The 21,753-nt window shown below is 71.2% G+C and carries 17 protein-coding genes; 9 read left to right on the top strand and 8 right to left on the bottom strand.

Annotation, left to right across the window (positions count from 1 at the left end):
• Window positions 1-2: 2 nt before the first annotated feature.
• Both ACSHWO_RS09095 and ACSHWO_RS09100 read left to right on the top strand, forming a co-directional pair.
• Window positions 3-1,142 (top strand): MAB_1171c family putative transporter, encoded by a 1,140-nt coding sequence (locus tag ACSHWO_RS09095; protein WP_438311049.1) that lies wholly within the window; start codon window positions 3-5, stop codon window positions 1,140-1,142.
• The gene (locus ACSHWO_RS09100) at window positions 1,139-2,350 is read left to right on the top strand and encodes a metal-dependent hydrolase family protein (protein WP_404241782.1); all 1,212 of its coding nucleotides are present in this window, start codon (window positions 1,139-1,141) and stop codon (window positions 2,348-2,350) included. Before ACSHWO_RS09095 ends, ACSHWO_RS09100 begins: the two co-directional genes overlap by 4 nt.
• A 1,082-nt stretch (window positions 2,351-3,432) precedes the next feature.
• Here ACSHWO_RS09100 and ACSHWO_RS09105 read toward each other — a convergent pair.
• On the bottom strand, window positions 3,433-4,782 hold the full coding sequence (locus ACSHWO_RS09105; RefSeq protein ID WP_438311051.1) for a mucin-1: 1,350 nt from the start codon (window positions 4,780-4,782) through the stop codon (window positions 3,433-3,435).
• A gap of 181 nt (window positions 4,783-4,963) precedes the next feature.
• Here ACSHWO_RS09105 and ACSHWO_RS09110 point away from each other — a divergent pair, with 181 nt between their 5' ends.
• The 5 genes from ACSHWO_RS09110 to ACSHWO_RS09130 all read left to right on the top strand — a co-directional run bounded on the left by ACSHWO_RS09110 (window position 4,964) and on the right by ACSHWO_RS09130 (window position 10,337).
• Window positions 4,964-5,986 carry a LacI family DNA-binding transcriptional regulator gene (locus ACSHWO_RS09110; RefSeq protein WP_438311053.1) on the top strand — a complete coding sequence of 341 codons (1,023 nt, stop codon included), beginning with the start codon at window positions 4,964-4,966 and terminating at the stop codon, window positions 5,984-5,986.
• Between the two features lie 74 nt (window positions 5,987-6,060).
• On the top strand, window positions 6,061-7,401 hold the full coding sequence (locus ACSHWO_RS09115) for an ABC transporter substrate-binding protein (RefSeq protein ID WP_438311055.1): 1,341 nt from the start codon (window positions 6,061-6,063) through the stop codon (window positions 7,399-7,401).
• Window positions 7,402-7,454: 53 nt separating this feature from the next.
• Window positions 7,455-8,444, top strand: a complete 990-nt coding sequence (locus ACSHWO_RS09120; protein ID WP_438311057.1) for a carbohydrate ABC transporter permease — start codon at window positions 7,455-7,457, stop codon at window positions 8,442-8,444.
• A gap of 5 nt (window positions 8,445-8,449) precedes the next feature.
• A complete protein-coding gene (locus ACSHWO_RS09125; RefSeq protein WP_438311060.1) occupies window positions 8,450-9,292 on the top strand; it encodes a carbohydrate ABC transporter permease in 843 nt (280 codons plus the stop codon).
• 64 nt (window positions 9,293-9,356) lie between these two features.
• Entirely contained in the window at window positions 9,357-10,337 is a 981-nt protein-coding gene (locus ACSHWO_RS09130; protein ID WP_438311065.1) for a carbohydrate kinase family protein, read from the top strand.
• 708 nt (window positions 10,338-11,045) lie between these two features.
• Here the strand turns inward: ACSHWO_RS09130 and ACSHWO_RS09135 are convergent.
• Window positions 11,046-12,377, bottom strand: a complete 1,332-nt coding sequence (locus ACSHWO_RS09135; protein ID WP_438311067.1) for a class I SAM-dependent RNA methyltransferase — start codon at window positions 12,375-12,377, stop codon at window positions 11,046-11,048.
• Between the two features lie 138 nt (window positions 12,378-12,515).
• Window positions 12,516-14,567 carry an APC family permease gene (locus ACSHWO_RS09140; protein WP_385843848.1) on the bottom strand — a complete coding sequence of 684 codons (2,052 nt, stop codon included), beginning with the start codon at window positions 14,565-14,567 and terminating at the stop codon, window positions 12,516-12,518.
• 221 nt (window positions 14,568-14,788) lie between these two features.
• On the opposite strand from ACSHWO_RS09140, the gene ACSHWO_RS09145 reads away from it, so the two are divergent.
• Together ACSHWO_RS09145 and ACSHWO_RS09150 are read left to right on the top strand one after the other, a co-directional pair.
• Complete coding sequence (locus tag ACSHWO_RS09145) at window positions 14,789-15,457, top strand: potassium channel family protein (protein ID WP_361093767.1); 669 nt, start codon at window positions 14,789-14,791, stop codon at window positions 15,455-15,457.
• Window positions 15,454-16,119, top strand: a complete 666-nt coding sequence (locus ACSHWO_RS09150) for a potassium channel family protein (protein WP_361093770.1) — start codon at window positions 15,454-15,456, stop codon at window positions 16,117-16,119. Before ACSHWO_RS09145 ends, ACSHWO_RS09150 begins: the two co-directional genes overlap by 4 nt.
• A gap of 144 nt (window positions 16,120-16,263) precedes the next feature.
• Here the strand turns inward: ACSHWO_RS09150 and ACSHWO_RS09155 are convergent, their stop codons facing one another.
• The 5 genes from ACSHWO_RS09155 to ACSHWO_RS09175 all read right to left on the bottom strand — a co-directional run bounded on the left by ACSHWO_RS09155 (window position 16,264) and on the right by ACSHWO_RS09175 (window position 21,753).
• On the bottom strand, window positions 16,264-17,040 hold the full coding sequence (locus ACSHWO_RS09155; protein WP_361093773.1) for a DUF3159 domain-containing protein: 777 nt from the start codon (window positions 17,038-17,040) through the stop codon (window positions 16,264-16,266).
• A gap of 3 nt (window positions 17,041-17,043) precedes the next feature.
• The gene (locus tag ACSHWO_RS09160) at window positions 17,044-17,463 is read right to left on the bottom strand and encodes an OB-fold nucleic acid binding domain-containing protein (protein ID WP_361093776.1); all 420 of its coding nucleotides are present in this window, start codon (window positions 17,461-17,463) and stop codon (window positions 17,044-17,046) included.
• A gap of 25 nt (window positions 17,464-17,488) precedes the next feature.
• A complete protein-coding gene (locus ACSHWO_RS09165; protein ID WP_361093779.1) occupies window positions 17,489-18,175 on the bottom strand; it encodes a response regulator in 687 nt (228 codons plus the stop codon).
• Window positions 18,172-20,832: an ATP-binding protein gene (locus tag ACSHWO_RS09170; RefSeq protein WP_438311074.1), complete on the bottom strand. Its 2,661-nt coding sequence runs from the start codon at window positions 20,830-20,832 to the stop codon at window positions 18,172-18,174. The genes ACSHWO_RS09165 and ACSHWO_RS09170 overlap by 4 nt, the downstream gene beginning before the upstream one ends.
• Window positions 20,833-20,976: 144 nt before the next feature.
• On the bottom strand, window positions 20,977-21,753 hold the full coding sequence (locus tag ACSHWO_RS09175; RefSeq protein ID WP_361093785.1) for a DUF3710 domain-containing protein: 777 nt from the start codon (window positions 21,751-21,753) through the stop codon (window positions 20,977-20,979).

Genomic DNA, 21,753 nt, shown 5'->3' on the forward strand with positions numbered 1-21,753 from the left:
CCGTGGCACTTTCCTCACTCCTGGGAGCGATCCTCCTCCTGGCGCTCGCCTGGAAGACCAGCCAGCTGGTCAAGGCACCCTCCGACAGGGTCCTGCGGTCGGTGACGCTGTGCATCGTCTGCGCCGCGCTGTCGTTCCTCGTGGGTCTCAAGGCGGGCGCCCGGTACGTCGACTCACTGACCGGCGACGGACTCGCGAAGCTGCTGCAGAACAGTCTGCTCCTCGTCCTCGTCTACCTCCTGCAGTGCGTCTTCCTCTACTCGGCCTCGGACCGCACGGCCGGCAACCGGCGCGCGCGGTGGGAACTGGTCCCCCTGGTCTCCGCCATCGGTATCGCCGCATGGGCCATGACGATCACACCGGGGACCGAGCGCGCCCACACGTACGCGACGGCGAACATGCGCGAGCCGGGAGTCGCCCTCTTCTACCTCGCGGCCGGTCTGTACCTCGTCTACGGGCTGGCCATGGCACTGTGGTGGACGCTGCGCTACATACGGGTGTCGCACAGGCCGCTGCGCACCGGACTGGTGCTGGTGGCGGCCGCGTTGACCGTCATGGTGCTGATGGGGTCGGTTCGTGAGGCGCTCACCGTGACCCGCTGGGCCGGCGCATCCGTACCTGCGGCCCTCATCGTGGGAGCGAAGCTGCTCCTGGACCTCGCGATCCCGCTCTTCGTCGCGGGCCTCCTCTATCCCGCCGCCGCCACCCGGTGGACGACCGTCCGCCTGTGGGTCCACCGCCGTCGCATGTACCAGCGGCTGAACCCCTTGTGGACGGTGCTGCACGAGGCGTTCCCGGAGGACTCGCTCCACCGCACCCCGGCGGGCGGCTGGCGCGACGCGCTGAACTTCCGCGGGGTCCACCGCCGGTACTACCGGCGCGCGATCGAGTGCCGGGACGGACTCGTACGCATCAGTCCCTATCTCGCCGAGCTGGAAGCTCCGACGGAACCCCGGGCCCCCCTCCCGGCCGGACGGGCGGCGGTGCATCTTCAGGAGGCGCTGGCGGCGTACACGACGGGAGCCCCGGCACCCGGACGGGCCATTGCCGTGGCCCTGCCCGGCGGAAACGACCTCGACGACGACGTGAGGCAGCTCGTGGCGCTCTCGGACGCGCTGCGGGCCCGGCAGGAAGGCGCATGATGGACACCGTGATATCGGCAGGGCGCATGGTCTGCGGCCCCGGGGGGAGGGTGGTCCCCGACGCCGCCGTGCTCGTCCGGCGCGGCGTGATCGAGGCCGCCGGACCGCGCACGGTCGTCGAGGCACAGGCCGACCCCGCGGTCCCGCGGGTTCACTTCCCCGACGGCACGATGCTGCCCGGGCTCGTCGACGCCCACGTCCACCTCGCGCTCGACGCCGGTCCCGACCCCCTGGAGACCCTGCGCACCTCGTCCGACGACGAGCTGTACGCCGGGATGGCGATGCGCGCGGAGCAGCTCCTCGCCTCGGGGGTGACGACCGTACGCGACCTCGGCGACCGGGGAGGACTGGCCGTCCGGCTGCGGGACGAGATCGCGGCGGGGCGGGTGCCCGGTCCGCGCGTCCTCGCCGCCGGGACGCCGCTGACCGCGCCCGGCGGGCACTGCTGGTTCCTCGGCGGAGAAGTCGAAGGCGAAGCCGCGATGCGCGCAGCGGTGCGCCGCAACGCCGAGAACGGCACCGACCTCATCAAGGTGATGGCCACCGGAGGCGGGATCACCAAGGGCGGCCCGCCCGTCTGGCAGTCCCAGTTCACTCCGCGGGAGATGCGCGCCGTCGTGGAGGAGGCCCACGGGGCCGGGCTGCCGGTGGCGGCCCACGCACACGGCACGGAGGGCATCGCGGCCGCCGTGGCGGCCGGGGTCGACAGCATCGAGCACTGCACGTGGATGGCGAGGGACGGGTTCGACGTACGCGAGGACCTGGTGGCCGCCATCGCCGCCCGGGGCATCGCGGTCTGCCCCGCGGCGAGCCCGGACTGGAAGGGCTTCGCGGCCCGCTTCGGCCCGGAGCGGGCCGAGGAGATGTTCCGGCGGATCCGGTGGATGGCCGAGAGCGGAGTCCGGCTGCTGCCCGGGACCGATGCCGGTGTGCCCCGCGCCGTGTTCGACGGCTTCGTCTCCAGCCTCGAGTTCTTCGAGCACATCGGCATGACGCCGGCCGAGATCATCGACCTGGCCACGTCCGGCGCGGCCGAAGCCCTGCACCTCGCCCGCGACACCGGACGCCTCGCCCCCGGGCACCGCGCCGACCTGCTCGTCGTGGACGGCGATCCACTGACCGACCTGACCGCCCTGCGCGCGGTCCGCCTGGTCCTGGCCGCAGGCCGCCGCTACACCCCGCCAACCGCCCCTCCCCTCCCCTCCTGACCGGCGAAGCCCCCCAGACCGAGCCGCCCCCTGGCACAACGGCGATCTCCACCACAAAGCGTCTGCACACCGACGAATCCGACCGCAGGAGGTCTTCCCGGCGGCGTTGCTCGCGCAGCATGCCGCCGACTGGGTCGAACTCCAGGTGGCGCGCGGGCGGGTGAGCGCCCCGGCCGCTCACCGCAGGTACCGCGGCGGTGTCGCCGTGGGCCGAGGCGCCGGCAGCCCTCGTGCCCCCGTCTCCACCGCGCCGACCGGGGGCGCATCGGCCCGGTCCGGCTTGGAGATCTCCCCCACCCCTACGGCCCTCAACCGCACGGGTATGTTCGCGCACGGTGAATGCATCGTGGCGGAGGCCGCTGCCCGGCTCCTGCGGGCCACGGCCGGTGCCGGCAGCGAAGGGGGAGGGCGTGACTGACGCCGCCGAGGACCCCTCCCGGCACGCTGCCCTGCTGTACGCGCAGGACATCCACGTCGCCTACGGCAAAGCGGCCGTCCTGGCCGACGTCTGTCTGGTCCTGGGGCCCGGCGACTGTCTGGCCCTCGCCGGCGCCAACGGCTCCGGCAAGTCGGGCCGCCAGCAGCCGGACCGGGCGAGGTCCGCTTCGCGGGGGCCGCACCGCGTGAGGCGGACCCCGCTTTCCGGCGGGACGCGTGGCTGCTCCTCGTCGTACCGCCGTACCTCGCGGCGGTCGCGCTGGTCGAGCCCGCCTACCAGGACACGGACCGGCCGCGCCGTGCCCTGCTGCTGCCGCTGTCGCCCGGTCAGAAGGTCTGACTCCCGCCTCCGCCCGGGGCTTGGCTTTGGGCCGGCAGGGTCACGTCCGTCAGCCACCTCGGCGTCACCGGCCTCTGCTCGGTCGAGCCGTCGGCGATTCAACCGTGCTCGTGCCCTGAGGGGTCGGTTCGATCCTCCCGCCTGGTGGTTGGGCGAATCGGTCGGAGGCGCTCTCGTAGGTCGCGGCGCGATCGGCAGAGCCGAAGTAGCACACCGGTGGCTTCAGGAGCTGGAGCGGCGGCTGCCGGCCTTCCGGCTGAGTGTGAAGCGGCCGAACTGACCGTTGGGCGCGGGCTCTCGCCCCTCAGGGAGTCGAGGGGCCGGGCCAGATGGCCGAGGCGTCGTCGCGGTGCGGGTCGGGCAGCCGGATCGGGCGCACCGGAACCGTGCGTTGGCGTCCTTCTGCGGCGGCCGTCCACCGGGCGGGGTGCCCGGAGTAGCACAGGGTGGTCAGGGCGAACACGCCGTCGGCGTAGACCTCGACGTATTCGCCGACGGTGAGGATGCGCAGGGTGGCGGCGGGGCCGGTCAGGACGGTTTCGCCGAGTCGGGTCCCATCGGGGCCGGTGACCCAGAGGTTCTTGCCGTCGCAGCCCACGGCGAGGGCGGGACGGTTGCCGTCCGGTGTGTCGGTGCGCAGGGTGATCTCAACCGGCCCGGTGATGCCGATGTCGCCGACCGCGTGCAGGGTGGGGTGGTCGGTCTCCTCTCCGAGCCAGGTGTTCAGGCCGGGCCACCATTCCAGGCGGGGAGCCGAATCGCCCCCCATCACGAGTGCCTTCGGCTGGGCGAGCATGCCGCGGCAGCTGGCACCGGTGTCCCTGAGACCGGCGCGGCGGGGCGTGGTGTGCAGCACGACGCGGGAGCCGTCGGGCGCGGCGATCACGCGCGGAGCATAGGCGCCGGTCGGGCCGAGCGGGCCACGGCGGGTCCAGGGGCCCCTGAGGCGGGGGGCGGTCCACGCCTCGAAGCCCCGGGTGGCGCCGATCGAGCCGAGCAGCAGCCAGCTGCCGTCGTCGAGGCGTTCCAGGACCGGGCACTCCAGCTCGTCGACGTCGCCGGGTGAGATGAGCGGCGGATGGACGGTCCAGTGCTCCAGGTCGTCGGAGGTGGCCAGCGCGACGCAGCCGCTGACCTCCACCGGGAGGGAGGCATCGCTGGCGCAGACGACCATGACCCAGCCGTCCGACTCGTCGTCACGTACGACGAATGGGTCGCGCCAGCCCATGCGTTCATCGGTGCGGTACCAGCGTGGGTCCGCTTCGACGACCGGCCCGATGCCATGGCGGCGCCAGGCTGTGCCGTCGGTGCGGTCGGAGTACGCCAGTCCGACCGACTGGAGGGGCCAGCCCCCCGGTGTGAGACCGGAGACGCCCGTGTAGAACATCGCCATCGCGCCAGCGTGCCGCAAGGGGTGCATGGTCCACACGGCCTGCTGGTCGAACCGGCCGGGCAGGCCGTTGCCGAAGGCGGTGCCCTGGGGCTGCCAGTGGACCAGGTCGGTGGAGGTGGCCCGGCCATAGGAGGTCTCCATCCGCAGATGGTCGAACTCTGGTGTCCAGGGTCCCTGCAGGTGCAGCACCGCATACGTGCCGTCCTCGTCGCGCAGGAGGGCGAAGTCGTTCACACAGAGGCCGGGCGGGGCGTATCGCATGCACAGTTCCTGTCGCTCCGCAGCGCGCAAGCGCGTGCGCTGCCGCTTGATCAAAAAGAAGGTCCCCGAGGACAGACCCAAGTAGATAAGAACGCAAACGCTTGCGCAACAAGGTGTGCGGGTTTACGGTCACGTCACCCACAGATCACACCGACGTGAAAATCAAGGGGAGGAGTCCGCCGTGACGGCCAGCATCACCGATGTCGCTCGCGCCGCCGGAGTCTCGGCGTCCACCGTGTCCCGCGCGCTGCGCGGCCGGCCGGGGGTGTCGACGGAGGTCCGGGACCGGATCGTGGCCCTCGCCGCGCAACTCGGCTACACCGCGTCCCGCTCGGCCTCCAGCCTGGCCAGTGGCCGCACCTACACCGTTGGTGTGCTGGTCCCGTACGTGGGCCGCTGGTTCTTCGGCACCGTACTGGACGCTGCCGAGGAGGTGTTCAGCGCCGCCGGGTACGACGTGCTGCTGTACAACCTGGGTTCGCCGGAGACCCGCAGGCGCTTCTTCACCAGGCTGCCGGTCCGCAAGCGGGTGGACGCGGTGCTGACGCTCCTCATTCCTGATGAGGAGGAGTCGGCGGCGCTGCGCTCACTGGGGGTGCCGCTGGCCACCACGGTCGGCGGCCCCCGGCCCGGCTTCACCGTGGTCGGCATCGACGACCGGGCCGGCACCGAGAGCGCCGTACGGCATCTGGTGAACCTGGGTCACCGCCGGATCGGCATGATCAGCGGGGCCAGCGGACCGCTGCACTGGACCACGCCCATCGAGCGCCGCAACGCCTACCTCGACGTCCTGGCCGACGCCGGGATCGACCACGATGCGGCCCTGGAGGCGGACGGCGACTACACCGTCGAGGGCGGCGAGCGGGCGATGACCGAACTGCTGGCCGCTGCCCGGCCGCCGACCGCCGTGTTCGCGCAGTCCGACGAGATGGCGATGGGCGCCCTGCGCGCCCTGCGCAGGCACCGACTGAAGGTGCCGGAGGACGTGTCGGTCGTCGGCTTCGACGACCACGAACTCGCCGACGTGGTCGGCCTGACCACCGTTGCCCAGCCGGTCGCCGAGCAGGGCGCCGAGGCCGCCCGGCTGCTGCTGCGCCAGATGGACGAACCCGACGCCGAACCACCCGTCGCGCAGGTGCAGATGCCCATCCGCCTCGTCTTGCGCGAGACCACCGCCCCGCCGCGCCCGCGCGGCCCGCGATAACTCCCTGAACCCCACACCCCACGCCCGGTAAGCACGACAGCACCTCGAACTCCCCCCAGCACGGAGGCACAGCCATGAGTTCAATCAGCAGAAAGTACCGCCGCACCGCATGTACGGGCCTGGCCCTGGCCCCCCTGGTGGCGCTGGCCGCATGCGGGCCGGGCGGCCCTGCCGACACCTCCGCCGAGGCCGGGAGCGGCACCGGCACCATCACCGTCTGGGCCCACCAGGGCCAGGCCGGTGAGTCGACCGCCCTGCAGAACGCGGTGGAGTCGTTCAACTCCTCCCAGAACAAGGTCAAGGTCAAGCTGACCCTGATTCCGGACACCGACTACACCAAGACCCTCACCGCGACCGACGCCTCCAAGCTGCCGGACGTGATGGAGTTCGACGGTCCGACCATGGCGAACTTCGTCTACAACAAGAAGCTCGCCGCGATCGACGACCACGTTTCCGTCCAGACCATGGCCAATGCCACGGACGCCATCAAGGCCCAGGGCGAGATCAACGGCAAGCACTACGGCCTGGGCATGTACGACTCCGGGCTCGGTATCTACGGCAACAAGAAGCTTCTGGACGCGGCCGGGATCAAGTACCCCACGGGGCTGTCCGACGACTGGACCGCGGCCGAGTTCACAGCCGCCGTCACGAACCTCGCCGCCAAGGACTCCGACGGCAAGAGCCTGGACCTCCAGGAGAGCGGCGGCTACGCCAACGAATGGGGCACCTACGGCTTCGCCCCGATCGTCTGGTCGGCCGGCGGCTCGCTGCTGGAGAACGGCAAGGCGGAAGGCGTCCTGGACACACCGGCGGTGGCGTCGGCGCTGAAGACGTTCCAGGGCTGGAAGAAGTACACCGACCCCAACACCGACGGCAACGCCTTCGCCAAGGGCCGCGTTGCCCTGAGCTGGGTCGGCCACTGGATGTACCCCACCTACAGCAAGGCCCTCGGCGACGACCTGGTCGTCCTGCCGCTGCCCGACTTCGGTAACGGCCCCAAGACCGGTCAGGGCTCCTGGCAGTGGGGCATCGGCGCCAACACCAAGAACGGCAAGGCCGCCGGTGCCTTCCTCGACTCCCTCCTCAACGACACCAACGTCACCGCGATGACCACGGCCAACGGTGCCCCTCCCGGGACCACGTCCGTGCTCGCCAAGAGCGACCTGTACAAGCAGGGCGGCCCGCTCCAGCTCTTCGCCGACCAACTCGCCAAGCCCTGCGGCGACTCCCGGAGCGACAGGTCCTGCGTCGCCGTGACCCGCCCGGTCACCGCCGGATACCCCACGGTCACCGCCAAGTTCAGCCAGGCGCTGTCCGGCGTCTACGGCGGGGCCGATCCGAAGGCCGCCCTCGAGAAGGCCGCCCGCGCCATCGGCCAGGACTTCTCGGACAACGACGGCTACAAGCTGCCGTAGCCGGCGGTCAGTCGCCATAGCCGGCATCCAGCAGCCGGGAGAGGACCCCTACCGTGACCACCCTGAGCCCCGCACCCGCCGCCCCCGCAGGCAGGAAACCGACCCCGCCATCGACCTTCCGGACGCGCATACGACCCGGGCGCAGGAACCGCGACTGGCTGCGCGGACTGCTCATGTCCGCGCCCGCCCTCGGCGGACTGATCGCCTTCGTCGGCGTACCTTTCGTCTACGCGGTCGTGCTCTCCTTCTACAACGTCCGCCTCGGCTCCCCGCTGCAGCCCCGCTTCTTCGGCATCGAGCAGTACCGGCGCCTGTTCACCGACCCCGACATGTCCGGCCCGTTCCTGCGGGCCCTGCTGAACAACCTCACCTTCACCGTGGTCGTGGTCCCCGTACAGACCGGGCTCGCGCTGGCACTCGCGATCCTGCTCAACCGCAAACTCAAGGCCATCGGCGTCTTCCGGTCGCTGTTCTTCCTGCCGGTCGTCTTCCCCATGGCCCTGGTCGCCGTCATCTGGCGGCTCATCCTCGCCCGCAGCGGCGACGGCCTGCTCAACTCCGCCTTGGACGCGGTGAGTTTCGGCAACTGGGGGGCCTTCGACTGGCTCGGCGACGGTCTGACCGCCATGGCCTCGATCATCGTGCTGTCCATCTGGCAAGGTGTCGGCTTCCAGATGGTCATCCTCCTCGCAGGACTCCAGCAGATCCCCGGCGAGCTCTACGAGGCCGCCGAACTCGACCGGGCCTCCCGCTGGCAGCAGTTCCGCCACGTCACCCTGCCCGGCATCCGCGGCACCCTCGCCTTCGTCGCCATGCTCACCTCGGTGCTGTCCTTCCGCGTCTTCGACCAGGTCTACGTCCTCGTCAAGGGCGGCGGACTCGACGAGGACGCCACCCGCACCGTGATGTACCAGGCCGTCACCACCGCCTTCGACCAGAACAACATCGGCCAGGCGTCCGCGATCACCGTCGTCTTCTTCCTGATCGTCGTCGCCCTGACCCTCATCCAGCGCCGCGTCGTCCGCACCGGCAACGAGGACTGATCCCCATGGCCCGGACCCGAAACTCCCTGCGCCGCTTCCTCGACTACGCCGTCCTGAGCGTGCTGTCCTTCGTCTTCGTCCTGCCCGTCCTCTACCTGATCCTCGGCAGCTTCAAGCCCTCCGACGAAGTCCTGAGCGGCCTCACCGGCTTCCTGCCCACCCACCTCTCCTTCGACAACTACAGCGCCGTCCTGGACAGCTTCGACTCGGACGCCACCGGCTACTTCTGGCGCTTCATGGGCATCTCCCTGCTGCTGTCCACCGTCGTCGTCCTCGGCGGCCTGATCGTCAACTCCATGGCCGCCTACGGGCTGACCCGCCTGCGCTGGAAAGGTCAGGGCGTCGTCTTCGCCCTCGTCCTGCTGCTGATGCTGGTCCCGTTCGAAGCGGTGGCGGTGCCGCTGTTCTACATGTTCAACAGCCAGCGCAACACCATCTACATGCAGGCGATCCCCTTCATCGCCAACGCCTTCTCCATCTACCAGTTCGCCACCTTCTTCCGGGCCATCCCGCCCAGCATCGAAGAGGCGGCCCGCATCGACGGCGCCGGCCCCTGGCGCACCTTCTTCGCGATCATCGTCCCGATGTCGAAGCCGGTCTTCGCCTCGGTCGCCATCCTGACCTTCCTCACCCAGTGGGGCTCCTTCCTCTGGCCCGTCCTCATGGTCTCCGATCCCTCGGTCCGCCCCCTGCCGCTGGAACTGAGCGTCTTCCAGGGACAGACGCCCGTCGACTGGGGCCAGGTCCTCGCCTTCGGCGTCCTGCTCGTCCTGCCCGTCCTGATCGTCTTCGCCTTCTTCCAGCGGTGGTTCGTCCAGAGCGTCGCCAGCTCCGCCGTCAAGGGCTGACCCACCGACCGAGCACCCGCACCTGCGTGCGCACCCCACGTCCATCCCCGCAGAGAGACACTTCATGAGCACGGCCACCTGCGGCATCACCGTCATCGGCGAATGCGTCGCCGACGCCTTCACCGACGCTTCCCAATCCGTCCGCGCCCAACTCGCCTTGAACGTCCTCCCCGGCGGCGGCCCCGCCAACACGGCTGTCGCCCTCGCCCGGCTCGGCACTCCCACCCGCTTCCTTGCCCGCATCTCCCACGACGTCTTCGGCACCCTCTTCCGCAACCACCTCACCGCCTCCGGCGTCGACCTGACCGACAGCGTGAACGCCCCCGAGCCCAGCACCCTCGCCATCGCCCACCTCGACGAGGCCGGCCAGGCCACCTACTCGTTCTTCGCCGACGGTGCCGCCGACTGGCAGTGGAGTCCCGACGAACTGACCACCGCACCGGACGGGCACACCGCCGCCCTGCACACCGGGTCCCTGGCACTGATCCGCCGGCCCGGCGGAAGCCACATCGAGGACCACCTCGCCGACGCACGCGAGCACGCCAGCGTTTCCATCGACCCCAATGTCCGTCCCCTGCTCGTGCCGCCCGCCGCCTATCGCAGGCGACTCCACCGCTGGTGCGCCCTCGCCGACATACTCCGTCTCAGCGAAGACGACCTCGCCCTGCTTCTTCCCGGAGCCACTCCCGAGCAGGCCTGCGACACCTGGCACGAGGCCGGAGCCCGTCTCGTCGTCATCACCCTCGGCAGCCGCGGCGCCCTCGCCTCCCTCGACGGCCACCGCGTCACCGTCCCCGCACCGGCCGTCGAAGTCGTCGACACCGTCGGCGCCGGCGACTCCTTCACCGCCGGGCTGCTCCACCGCCTCACCACACTCGGTCACCTCGGCGGCCGACTCGACACCCTGACCCTCGATGACACCGCCAACGCCTGCTCCTTCGCCGCACACGTGGCTGCCCTCACCTGCTCCGTCCCCGGCGCCGACCCGCCCTGGGCAGCACGCTTGACATCCCTCGCCACCGACGAAGATCACCTGCATCGGTAAGCACCAGGCGCCTTCGCCCCCTTGCGTCAAAGCGAACACACCACCGGCTCCCGGTTCGGACACCCCCTAGGCGGGCGCTAGGTCGTTCAACGAGATCGAAGCGGCCCGCCAGAAGCGCATCCGCTGGGAAGCCGCCATGGAAGAAGCACGCGTCCAGTATGCCTAGGCATACTGCGTCAGACACTTCGAGGCGCAGGAAGCCACATGGCGCCACGCCACCCGACGCGCGGAGTACGTGAGCGCCGTACGCGCCCGAGTCGAGACCATGCCCCCGGGGCAGAGCAGAACCGAAGCCGAAGCATGGATCGACTGGGCAGCAGCACGCGTGGAGCACCTCGACCCCTGAGCACACCGCCCCGACTGCCCGACATCCGCGAACCGCGAGCCGACGACCTCAGGCCCTTTCTCGGGCACTGGAGCCCCTACGGCCCCTGACACAACACGGACCGGACACTCCGCCAAGCGTCACAGAACGTCACTACCGAGAAGCGGATGGGGCAGGGGCAGCCAACAGTTCCGCAGCCAGTGCCCCAGCCACCTCAAGACGCCTACCGTCCCACAGCCGAGGGCTCCACCTGGCGGTCGCCAAGCGAGCATGACGACCCGTCAGAATCCACCCTTTTCGTGCGTCACGTGCGTCAGATATGCGTCGAGATATCGCACCTGACGCACGTAACGCCCATAACGCACACTCAGAGAAACGCCAGGTCAGCGGCCCTTTTCGGCGGGCTCCAGGATCGCGACGCACTCGACGTGGTGGGTCATCGGGAAGAGATCGAAGACGCGGAGGGTGCGGGGCTTGTAGCCCGCCTCCGCGAAGTACGACAGGTCGCGGGCCAGGGCCGCCGGGTCGCAGGCCACGTACGCGATGCGGCGGGCCGAGAGGGACGCCACGTGGCGGACCGTCTGCTTGCCGGCGCCGGCGCGCGGCGGGTCCAGGACGACCAGGTCGCACTCCGTGATGCCGGTCCGGGGGAGGACCGACTCGACCTTGCCCTGCTCGATGCGGACCCGGGGGAAGTCGGCCAGGTTGTGGCGGGCGTCCTCCACCGCGCGCTTCGTCGACTCGATGCCGAGGACGGCGCCGGTCTCGCCGAGGCGTTCGGCGAGGGCTCCGGCGAAGATGCCGACGCCGCAGTAGAGGTCCAGGGCCATCTCGCCCTTGCGCGGCATCAGGCCCTGCATGACGGCGCGGATCAGGGTGTCGGCGGCCTGCGGGTGGACCTGCCAGAAGCCGCCCATGCCGACGCGGTAGGTACGGCCGTCGGCGCGCTCGCGGACGAAGGGGCGGCCGTGGACGCGGTGGACGCCGCCGTCCTTCTCCTCCACGCGGAGGACGGAGACCGGCTTGTCGAGCTCGACCAGGGGCAGGCGGCCGCCGGGGCGGGGGGTCAGGACGACCTGGCGGTCGTTCGAGCCGGTGGCGGCGATGGCCTCCACCGACGCCATCTGCGGCCACTCGCGCTTCTCGATGCCGAGTTCCGAGACGCCGGGGGCCGCGATCATGCAGTGGTCGACCGGCTCGATGTCGTGCGAGCGGTGCTTGCGCAGGCCGGCGCGGCCGTCCTCGTCCACGGCGTACTGGACGCGGGTGCGCCACTGCGGGACCTGGCCGGCCGGGAGCTTGTCGCCCTCGGCCGGGGCCACCGTGCCGTCCCAGCCGGCCTCCTCCGGAGTGAGCCCGGCGAGCCGGCGCAGCTGCTCGGCGACGACCTCGCCCTTGAGTCGGCGCTGGGCGCCCGGCTTGGCGTGCTGCCAGTCGCAGCCACCGCACCTGCCGGGGCCGGCGTACGGGCAGGGGGCCTCGACGCGGTCCTTGGACGCCTCCACCACCCGTACCGCGTCCGCGCGCAGGAAGCGGGAGTCCGTCTCGCCCTCGGTGACCTTGGCGACGACCTTCTCGCCCGGGAGGGCGTGGCGGACGAACAGGACGCGTCCGTCGTCGGTCCGGGCGATGCAGTGCCCGCCGTGCGCGACGGGGCCGACCTCGACCTCGTACTCCTCCCCGACCAGTGACTGCTTCTCGTTCTGCTCGGTCATGGTGGGGGTTGCTCCAGGGTGCGGGTGCGGGTGGGTGTTCGCGTGTGCGTCGGTCGTGCACGGCCGGTCATGCGCGAACGGCCGGACGGCCGACCCACCAGTCTACGTGGATCCCGTCCGGCCGTTCGCCACGGACTGCTACTGCTTTCCCGCGGTCTTCGTCGTGCGCGGCGTGTCCACCGGTCCGCGGCGCACCGCACCCGGGGCGTTCCACTCCTGGCGCTTCTTCGCCCGCCGCTTCGCGACCTCGGAGGACTGCAGCTGGTACGGGACGGACGTGACCATGACGCCCGGCGTGAACAGCAGGCGGCCCTTGAGCCGGAGCGCGCTCTGGTTGTGCAGCAGGTGCTCGTACCAGCGTCCGACGACGTACTCCGGGATGTACACGCTGACGGCGTCGCGCGGGTTCTCGCTGCGCAGGCCCTTCACGTACTCGACCACCGGGCGGGTGATCTCGCGGTACGGGGAGTCCAGGATCTTCAGCGGGACGTTGATCCCGCGCCGCTCCCACTCGGCCCGCAGGGCCTTGGTCTCGGCCGGGTCGACGCTGATGCTGAGCGCCTCGAGGGTGTCGGAGCGGGTCAGCTTGGCGAAGGCCAGGGCGCGCAGCGTGGGCTTGTGGACCTTGGAGACCAGGACGATCGAGTGGACGCGGGAGGGGCGGACGCTGTCCTCGCTCGGCCCTTCGGCCGCGGCGATCTCGTCGGAGACCCGGTCGTAGTGCTTCCGGATCGCGGTCATCGTGCCGTAGAAGATCAGCATGCCGAGCAGGGCGACCCACGCGCCGTGCGTGAACTTCGTGGCGAGGACGACGACCAGGACCAGGCCGGTGAAGATCGCGCCGAAGGTGTTGATCGCGCGGGAGCGGATCATCCGGTTGCGCGCGGACCTGTCGCGTTCGGTCCGCAGGTGCCGGTTCCAGTGCCGGACCATGCCGATCTGGCTGAGCGTGAAGGAGACGAACACGCCGACGATGTAGAGCTGGATCAGCTTGGTGGAGTCGGCGTCGTAGATCCACACGAGCAGCATGGCGGCGCCGGCCAGCAGCACGATGCCGTTGGAGAACGCGAGCCGGTCGCCGCGGGTGTGCAGCTGGCGCGGCAGGTAGCGGTCCTGGGCGAGGATCGAGCCGAGCAGCGGGAAGCCGTTGTACGCGGTGTTGGCGGCCAGGAACAGCACGAGCGCGGTGGCGGTCGCCAGGACGATGAACGCGAGGCTGCCGTTGCCGAAGACGGCCTCGGCCACCTGGGAGATCACCGGGTGCTGGACGAAGTCGGGGCCGACGGGGACACCGTTGTCGAGCAGGTTGGTGGCGGGCGACTCGGCCATCCGCACGTCGGTGGCCATGGCCAGGCCGATGATCCCGCAGAACATGGTGACCGCGAGGAGCCCCATGAGGGCCAGCGTGCTGGCGGCGTTCTTGCTCTTGGGCTTGCGGAAGGCGGGCACGCCGTTGCTGATCGCCTCGACACCGGTCAGGGCGGCACAGCCGGAGGAGAAGGCCCGCAGGAGCAGGAAGACCAGGGCGAATCCGGCCAGGCCCTGGTGTTCGGGTTTGATCTCCAGGTGGGCGGTGGGGGCCTCCATGGTGTCGCCGACGACGAGACCGCGCCAGGCACCCCAGATGATCATTGCGAAGACGGCGCCGACGAACACGTACGTCGGGATGGCGAAGAGCTTCCCGGATTCCTTCACACCGCGCAGATTCATCAGCGTGAGCAGAAGAATCATGACGATCGCCGAGAGCACCTTGTGCTCGATCACGAAATCCACGGCGGAGCCGAGATTCTCCACACCGGAGGAGATCGACACGGCCACGGTCAGCACGTAGTCGACGAGCAGGGCGCTCGCGACGGTGAGGCCGGCCTTGGGGCCGAGGTTGGTGTTGGCGACCTCGTAGTCGCCGCCGCCGCTGGGGTAGGCGTGGACGTTCTGCCGGTACGAGGCGACCACGGTGAACATCAGCACGACGACCGCGGCGGCGATCCAGGGGCTGAACTGGTACGCCGACACGCCCGCGATGGACAGAACGAGCAGGACCTCGCCGGGGGCATAGGCCACCGAGGAGAGCGGGTCGGACGCGAAGACGGGGAGGGCGATCCGCTTCGGGAGGAGTGTTTCCCCGAGGCGGTCGCTTCGCAGCGCCCGGCCGATCAGGATCCGTTTGGGCAGGTCGGTCAGTTTGGACACGGAGAGGATCGTAAGCGTTCGAAATCGGGGTGACGAACCCCCCGCCGGTATTCCGGCGCAATGAACCTCCGATGCGCCGGTGGTGCGCCCGGGCAGCAGCTGCGATGCGCTGCGACGGGCGACCACCCGTGTGTAGCTTGGGCGGTGGTCTGAGACCCTGTTAAGCCAGAGCATGCAAAGAGGCTGCGAACCAGCGAGCGCTGACAGCCGGAAGGACGGCCGTGCACATCGTCATTATGGGATGCGGAAGGGTGGGCTCCGCCCTCGCGCAGACCTTGGAACAGCAGGGGCATACGGTCGCGGTGATCGACCAGGACCCCACCGCATTCCGTCGGCTGGGAGCCGGGTTCGGCGGCCGCCGGGTCACCGGGGTCGGCTTCGACCAGGACACGCTGCGCGAGGCCGGAATCGAGGACGCGGGCGCCTTCGCCGCGGTCAGCAGTGGTGACAATTCCAACATCATCGCCGCTCGTGTGGCCCGCGAGATGTTCGGTGTCGAGAACGTCGCCGCCCGCATCTACGACCCCCGGCGCGCCGAGGTCTACCAGCGCCTCGGCATCCCCACCGTGGCCACCGTGCGGTGGACCGCCGACCAGATGCTGCGCCGCCTCCTGCCCTCCGGCGCGGAGCCGCTGTGGCGCGACCCGAGCGGCGGGGTGCAGCTCGCGGAGGTGCACACCGCCCCGGCCTGGATCGGGCACAAGGTGAGCAAGCTGCAGGAGGAGACGGGGGTTCGCGTGGCATTTCTCACCCGCCTGGGCGAGGCCATGCTCCCGACGTCCCAGACCGTCCTGCAGGAGGGCGACCTCGTCCACGTGATGATGCGCACGGACGAGATCGACAAGGTCGAGGCGGCCTTCGCCGAGGGCCCCGAGGAGGCACACGCATGAGGGTCGCGATCGCCGGAGCTGGCGCGGTGGGCCGTTCCATCGCGGGCGAGCTGCTGGAGAACGGGCACGAGGTGCTCCTCGTCGACAAGGCCCCGACCGCCATCTCGGTGGAGCGGGTGCCGCAGGCCGAGTGGCTGCTGGCCGACGCCTGCGAGATCACCTCGCTGGACGAGGCGGCGCTCCAGCGCTGCAACGTGGTCATCGCGGCGACCGGCGACGACAAGGTCAACCTGGTCGTCTCCCTGCTGGCCAAGACCGAGTACGGGGTGCCGCGCGTCGTGGCGCGCGTGAACAACCCGAAGAACGAGTGGCTGTTCAACGAGGCCTGGGGCGTCGACGTGGCCGTCTCCACGCCGCGCCTGATGTCGGCCCTGGTCGAGGAGGCCGTCAGCGTCGGCGACCTGGTGCGGCTGCTCCGCTTCAGCCACGGCGACGCCAACCTGGTCGAGCTGACCCTGCCCGCGGAGTCCCCGGTCGCCGGCACCCAGATCAGCGAGATCAACTGGCCCGAGGACACCTCGCTGGTCACGATCATCCGCGGCAACCGGGTCCTGACCCCGCACGCGGAGGAGACCCTGGAGCCGGGCGACGAGCTGCTGTTCGTGGCCGCCCAGGCCCGCGAGGGCCAGTTGGAGGACCTGCTCCAGGCGCCTCGGCAGTAGGCCGGGCAGGAACGAGTGCGAAGGGGCGGGCAGCCGATCGGCTGCCCGCCCCTTCGCGTGCTCCGGAGGTGTTCCCCGAGCCGTCGGGCCCGTCAGGCCCCTCGGCCCGTCAGGCCCGCCGACACCCGCGAGGCCCCCGGCCCGTCAGGCGCCCCGCTCCCGCGCGGCCTCGGCCTTGGCCGCCTTCCGCGCGGCCTCCTCCGCCTCGTACTCCGCCATCACGTCGATCGGCGGCGGCGCCTTCGCGAGGAACACCCACGTGAAGTACACGGCGAGCACCATGGGCGGCAGCTTCAGCGCGATCAGCAGCCAGCCCAGCTGGGTCGCGTCGCCCCACCAGTACAGCGGGAAGAGGATCGCGTACTTGGCGAGGAAGATGATGCCCCAGGCCAGGCTGGCCTTGGTGTACGCCTTCTTGCGGCCGGGGTTCCGGGTCCGCCAGGACATGTTCTCCTTGAACACCGGCCCCAGGATCACCCCCAACAGCGGGAACCCCACGAGCGCGGACAGCGTGAAGGCCACGCCCAGCCCGGCGCCGTAGATCATGCCGGGCAGGTAGAAGCCCTTGGCACTGCCCGTGAAGAGGGCGAAGGCCACGCCCACGCCCACGCCGAAGACCCCGCTGAAGGCGTGCTTGACGGTGTCCCTGCGCAGCAGGCGCACGACCACCAGCAGGACCGCGACCGCGCCCGCCGCGATGGCGGACATCTTCACGTCCTTGTTGATCGTGTAGATCATCACGAAGAGCAGGCCGGGGAGCATCGTCTCCACGGTGCCCCGGATGCCCCCGAAGGCGTCGAAGAGCGCCGCCTGGGTCACCGCGCTCTGGTCTGCGGCGTTTTCCGCCCCCTGTCCCTGGGGTCCCCCCGGCCCGTGGGCGGGCTGCCCGGGGTTCGTCGGGGGTTTGTCGAGTGACGTCACCGGTTACTGCTCCTGTCCGAGCGGTCGGAGTTCGTACTTCGGGTTGAAGAGGACCCGGCGGCCGTGGCTCATGGCGATCCGGCCGGAGGCGATCATGCGGCGGCCCGGCTCGATTCCCACGATCGAGCGACGTCCCAGCCAGACCACGTCCAACGCGGCGGATCCGTCGAAGAGCTCCGCCTCCAGCGCGGGGACGCCCGCGCGGGGCCGGAGGGTGACGGTGCGCAGGGTCCCGGTGACCTTGACTATCTCGCGGTCGTGGGAATCGCAGATCCGCGTGCACCCCGCGGCTTCTGCGTCCTCCTGCAGCTCCGCCGAATGCAGCTCCTCCTGGGAGGAGGACAGCCTTTCGATCATCCGGCGGAACCGGCCCGCCGGCCGTACCGGCTTGGCGGACTTCTCGGGACGCGGTTCAGCACTCATACCAGGAAGCGTACCGGCGCCCCCACTACCTCTCGAAGCGGTATCCCATGCCCGGTTCCGTGATGAAGTGCCGCGGATGCGAGGGGTCGGCCTCCAGTTTGCGCCGCAACTGCGCCATGTAGACGCGCAGGTAGTTCGTCTCCGTGCCGTACGAGGGGCCCCACACCTCCTGGAGCAGCTGCTTCTGGCCGACCAGCTTCCCGGCGTTGCGGACGAGCACCTCCAGCAGGTGCCACTCGGTGGGCGTGAGCCGTACGTCGCGCCCCTCGCGCACCGCCTTCTTCGCTGCCAGGTCCACGGTGAAGCCGTCGGTCTCCACGACGACCTCCTCCCCGCCGGCACCGGCCACGGGCTCGGCCCGGCGCACGGCGGCGCGCAGCCGCGCCAGCAGCTCGTCCATGCCGAAGGGCTTGGTGACGTAGTCGTCGGCGCCGGCGTCCAGGGCCTCGACCTTCTCGTCCGAGCTGTGCCGGGCGGACAGGACCAGGATCGGTACCCGGGTCCAGCCGCGCAGCCCCTTGATCACCTCGACGCCGTCCATGTCGGGCAGGCCGAGGTCCAGGACGACCACGTCGGGGTGGCGGGCGGCCGCGAGCTCCAGGGCGCCGGCCCCGTCGGCGGCGGCGTCCACCTCGTACTTGCGCGCCTTGAGGTTGATCACGAGGGCTCGGACGATCTGCGGCTCGTCGTCCACCACGAGCACCCGGGTCATGGAGGTCCTGCTTTCTGTCGTACGGGGCGTATGGGGTCGGTCGGTTCGGCGGGCCGGGCGGCGGGACCGGCCGGCTCGGCGGGCCCGGTGGAGCCGGCGGGCCCGGCCGGTAGGGGCTCCAGCCCGCGGTCGGGCGCCGTCGCACGCCCGCGCGGGGCGGCGCGCAGGGTGAGCACCATGGTCAGCCCGCCACCAGGAGTGTCCTCGGCGGCCAGCGTGCCGTCCATGGCCTCGGTGAAACCGCGGGCGACGGCGAGTCCGAGGCCGACGCCCGTCCCGCGCGGGGCGTCGCCGTGGCGCTGGAAGGGTTCGAAGATGCGCTCCTTGGCCTCGTCGGGGACGCCGGGGCCGCGGTCGACGACGCGTACCTCGACCCGGTCGCCGAGGTGGCTGGCGGCCACCAGGACCGGCTCGTGCGCCGGGCTGTACTTGACGGCGTTCTCCACGACGTTCGCCACGGCCCGCTCCAGCAGCCCCGGGTCGACCGCGACCATCGGCAGCGTTTCGGGAACGTCCAGGACGACGCTGTCCTCGGGTACGCCGCCCAGGGCCATCGGGACCACCTCGTCGAGGTCGATCTCGCGGATCAGCGGGGTGACGGTGCCGGTCTGCAGGCGGGACATGTCGAGGAGGTTGCCCACGAGGTGGTCGAGCCGGTCGGCGCCGTTCTCGATGCCCTCCAGCAGCTCGGCCCGGTCCTCCTCCGACCACTCCACGTCGTCGGAGCGCAGGGAGGACACGGAGGCCTTGATCCCGGCGAGCGGGGTCCGCAGGTCGTGGCTGACGGCGGCCAGCAGCGCGGTCCGGATCCGGTTGCCCTCGGCGAGGCGGCGGGCCTCCTCGGCCTCCCCGAGGAGGCGCTCGCGGTCCAGGACGACGGCGGCCTGGGCGGCGAAGGCGCCGAGCACCCGGCGGTCCTCGGCGGGCAGCACCCGCCCGGACAGGGCCAGCGCCATCCCCTCCCCGATCGGCATGTCCACGTCGGCTTCCTCAGGGCGGGCCGCGGGGTGCGGGCCGACGCTGCCGGCCGGCCGCCAGGACTCCCGGTCGCCGTCGCGCTCCAGCAGGGCCACGGACTCCATGGCGAAGGTCTCGCGGACCCGCTCCAGCAGCGCGTCCAGCGTGGTCTCACCGCGCAGCACGCTCCCGGCGAGGAAGGACAGGACCTCGGACTCGGCGCGCAGCCGGGCCGCCTGGTGGGTGCGGCGGGCGGCGAGGTCGACCACCGAGGCGACGGAGACGGCGACGCCGAAGAAGACCGCGATGGCCACGATGTTCTTGGGGTCGGAGATCGTCAGGCGGTGCACCGGCGGCGCGAAGAAGTAGTTGAGCAGCAGGGAGCCGAAGGCGGCCGAGGCGAGCGCCGGATAGAGCCCGCCGAGCAGCGCCGCGGCCACGGTCAGCGCCAGGAACAGCAGCATCTCGTTGGCCAGGCCGGGGTCGGCGTCGACGTGCGTGAGCAGGATCGCCAGCAGGGCCGGGCAGACCACGCCGACCACCCAGCCGGCGACGACCCGGGTCCGGCCGAGCAGGGCGGCCGAGCGGGCCGCCGGCAGGCCGCGGCCGCGCCCCTTGGCGGCTTCCTCGTGGGTGACGATGTGCACGTCGAGGTCGGGTCCGGACTCACGGGCGACGGTGACGCCCACCCCGGGCCCGAAGACGTACTGCCAGGGCCTGCGACGGCTGGAGCCGAGCACGACCTGGGTGGCGTTGACGCCGCCGGCGAACTCCAGCAGGCCGGTGGCGATGTCGTCGCCGATCACATGGTGAAACGTTCCGCCGAGGTCCTCGACGAGGGTGCGCTGGAGCGCGAGCTCCTTCGGGGAGGCCGCGGTCAGGCCGTCGCTGCGGGCCACGTACACCGCCATGACCTCGCCGCCGGCGCCCTTCTCCGCCAGCCGCGCCGCCCGCCTGATCAGCGTGCGCCCCTCCGGGCCGCCGGTCAGCCCGACGACGATGCGCTCCCGGGCCTGCCAGGTGGCGCGGATGCCGTGCTCGCCCCGGTACTCCTGGAGGTACTCGTCCGCCCGGTCCGCGACCCAGAGCAGCGCCAGCTCGCGCAGCGCCGTCAGGTTGCCCGGCCGGAAGTAGTTCGACAGCGCCGCGTCGACCTCGTCCGGCGCGTAGATGTTGCCGTGCGCCATGCGCCGCCTGAGGGCCTGCGGCGACATGTCGACCAGCTCGATCTGGTCGGCCCGCCGCACCACCTCGTCCGGGACCGTCTCCCGCTGCCGCACCCCCGTGATCGTCTCGACGACGTCGCCCAGCGATTCCAGGTGCTGGATGTTCACGGTCGAGACCACGTCGATGCCCGCCCGCAGCAGTTCCTCGACGTCCTGCCAGCGCTTGGCGTTCCGCGAGCCGGGGACGTTGGTGTGCGCCAGCTCGTCCACCAGCGCCACGGCCGGCCGCCGCGCCAGCACCGCGTCCACGTCCATCTCGGGGAACAGGGCGCCCCGGTACGCGACCTCCCGGCCCGGGACGACCTCCAGCCCGTGGAGCATGAGCTCCGTGCGCGGCCGCCCGTGGTGCTCGACGAAGCCGACCGCGCAGTCCGTGCCGCGCTCCACCCGGCGGTGCGCCTCCGACAGCATGGCGTACGTCTTGCCCACACCGGGGGCCGCGCCGAGGTAGATCCGAAGCTTGCCGCGTGCCATGCGCTCATTCTCAAGGACGTTTGTGCTGTTCACGCACTTTTGGCCGGTCGTCCGCCCATCCCTGACGGATCCCTGACGCCCGTCCCCGGATACGGCTGCGGGCCGCACCCCGAGGGGGCGCGGCCCGCGGCAGCAGCGCAGGGTTCAGCGGACCTCGGTGATCTCCGGGCCGCGCTCCAGCTGGCCCATGCCGCCGGAGAAGCGGGAGCCCTCCTGGTCCTCGGTCTGCACGCCGTCCGGCACCATCTGGGCGTCGTTCGGCAGCTTGAGCACGATCGGGTCGCGCGGAGCCATCGGGCCCTCGCCGCGGACGATCACGGTGTCCCGGAAGATGGCCTCCAGGACGCCAGCCGACTCGGGGCGCACCGCGCCCTGGCCGGAGATCACGCCGCGCAGGAACCAGCGCGGACCGTCGACGCCGACGAAGCGGACCAGCTGGGCACCGGTCTGGCCGTCGGGCATCGGCACGGGCACCTGGGCGCGCAGCTCCCAGCCGAGCGGGCCCTCGACCTCGTCGATCAGGCCGCCCTGCTGGACGATGCCGGCCGCGATCTCGTCGCGGACCTCGCCCCAGATGCCTTCCTTCTTGGGTGCGGCGAAGGCCTGCAGCTGCACGGCGCTGTCGCCCAGTACGACGGTCGCGGCGACGATCGCGTCACCGGCGACCTCGACGCGCAGCTCCATGCCCTCGACACCCGGTACGAGGATGCCGCCGAGGTCGACCCGTCCCTCCGCCGGAGAACCGGGCACCTCGGTGACGTCCCACGGGCCGTCGGGTCGCGGGGCCGGCGGCAGGTTCACCCTGCGGGGGGCGGCGTCGATCTCCTCGCCGTCCTGGCCATCGGCAGCCACGCCGTCCACGACCTGCTCGGCCGCGCCGCCGTCCTTGGCGGAGTCGTTCTTCTTGCGACGTCCGAACAC

Source organism: Streptomyces pallidus (ex Mingjun et al. 2026) (genome assembly GCF_051550185.1).
Classification (GTDB): Bacteria; Actinomycetota; Actinomycetes; order Streptomycetales; family Streptomycetaceae; genus Streptomyces.

Excerpts from the sequence above, each read along its gene's own strand:
- ACSHWO_RS09125 (WP_438311060.1), top strand. The coding sequence starts at position 8,450 with ATGGCCCGGACCCGAAACTCCCTGCGCCGCTTCCTCGACTACGCCGTC.
- ACSHWO_RS09105 (WP_438311051.1), bottom strand. The coding sequence starts at position 4,782 with ATGCGATACGCCCCGCCCGGCCTCTGTGTGAACGACTTCGCCCTCCTG.
- ACSHWO_RS09160 (WP_361093776.1), bottom strand. The coding sequence starts at position 17,463 with ATGAGTGCTGAACCGCGTCCCGAGAAGTCCGCCAAGCCGGTACGGCCG.
- ACSHWO_RS09165 (WP_361093779.1), bottom strand. The coding sequence starts at position 18,175 with ATGACCCGGGTGCTCGTGGTGGACGACGAGCCGCAGATCGTCCGAGCC.
- ACSHWO_RS09100 (WP_404241782.1), top strand. The coding sequence starts at position 1,139 with ATGATGGACACCGTGATATCGGCAGGGCGCATGGTCTGCGGCCCCGGG.
- ACSHWO_RS09150 (WP_361093770.1), top strand. The coding sequence starts at position 15,454 with ATGAGGGTCGCGATCGCCGGAGCTGGCGCGGTGGGCCGTTCCATCGCG.
- ACSHWO_RS09170 (WP_438311074.1), bottom strand. The coding sequence starts at position 20,832 with ATGGCACGCGGCAAGCTTCGGATCTACCTCGGCGCGGCCCCCGGTGTG.
- ACSHWO_RS09135 (WP_438311067.1), bottom strand. The coding sequence starts at position 12,377 with ATGACCGAGCAGAACGAGAAGCAGTCACTGGTCGGGGAGGAGTACGAG.
- ACSHWO_RS09115 (WP_438311055.1), top strand. The coding sequence starts at position 6,061 with ATGAGTTCAATCAGCAGAAAGTACCGCCGCACCGCATGTACGGGCCTG.
- ACSHWO_RS09130 (WP_438311065.1), top strand. The coding sequence starts at position 9,357 with ATGAGCACGGCCACCTGCGGCATCACCGTCATCGGCGAATGCGTCGCC.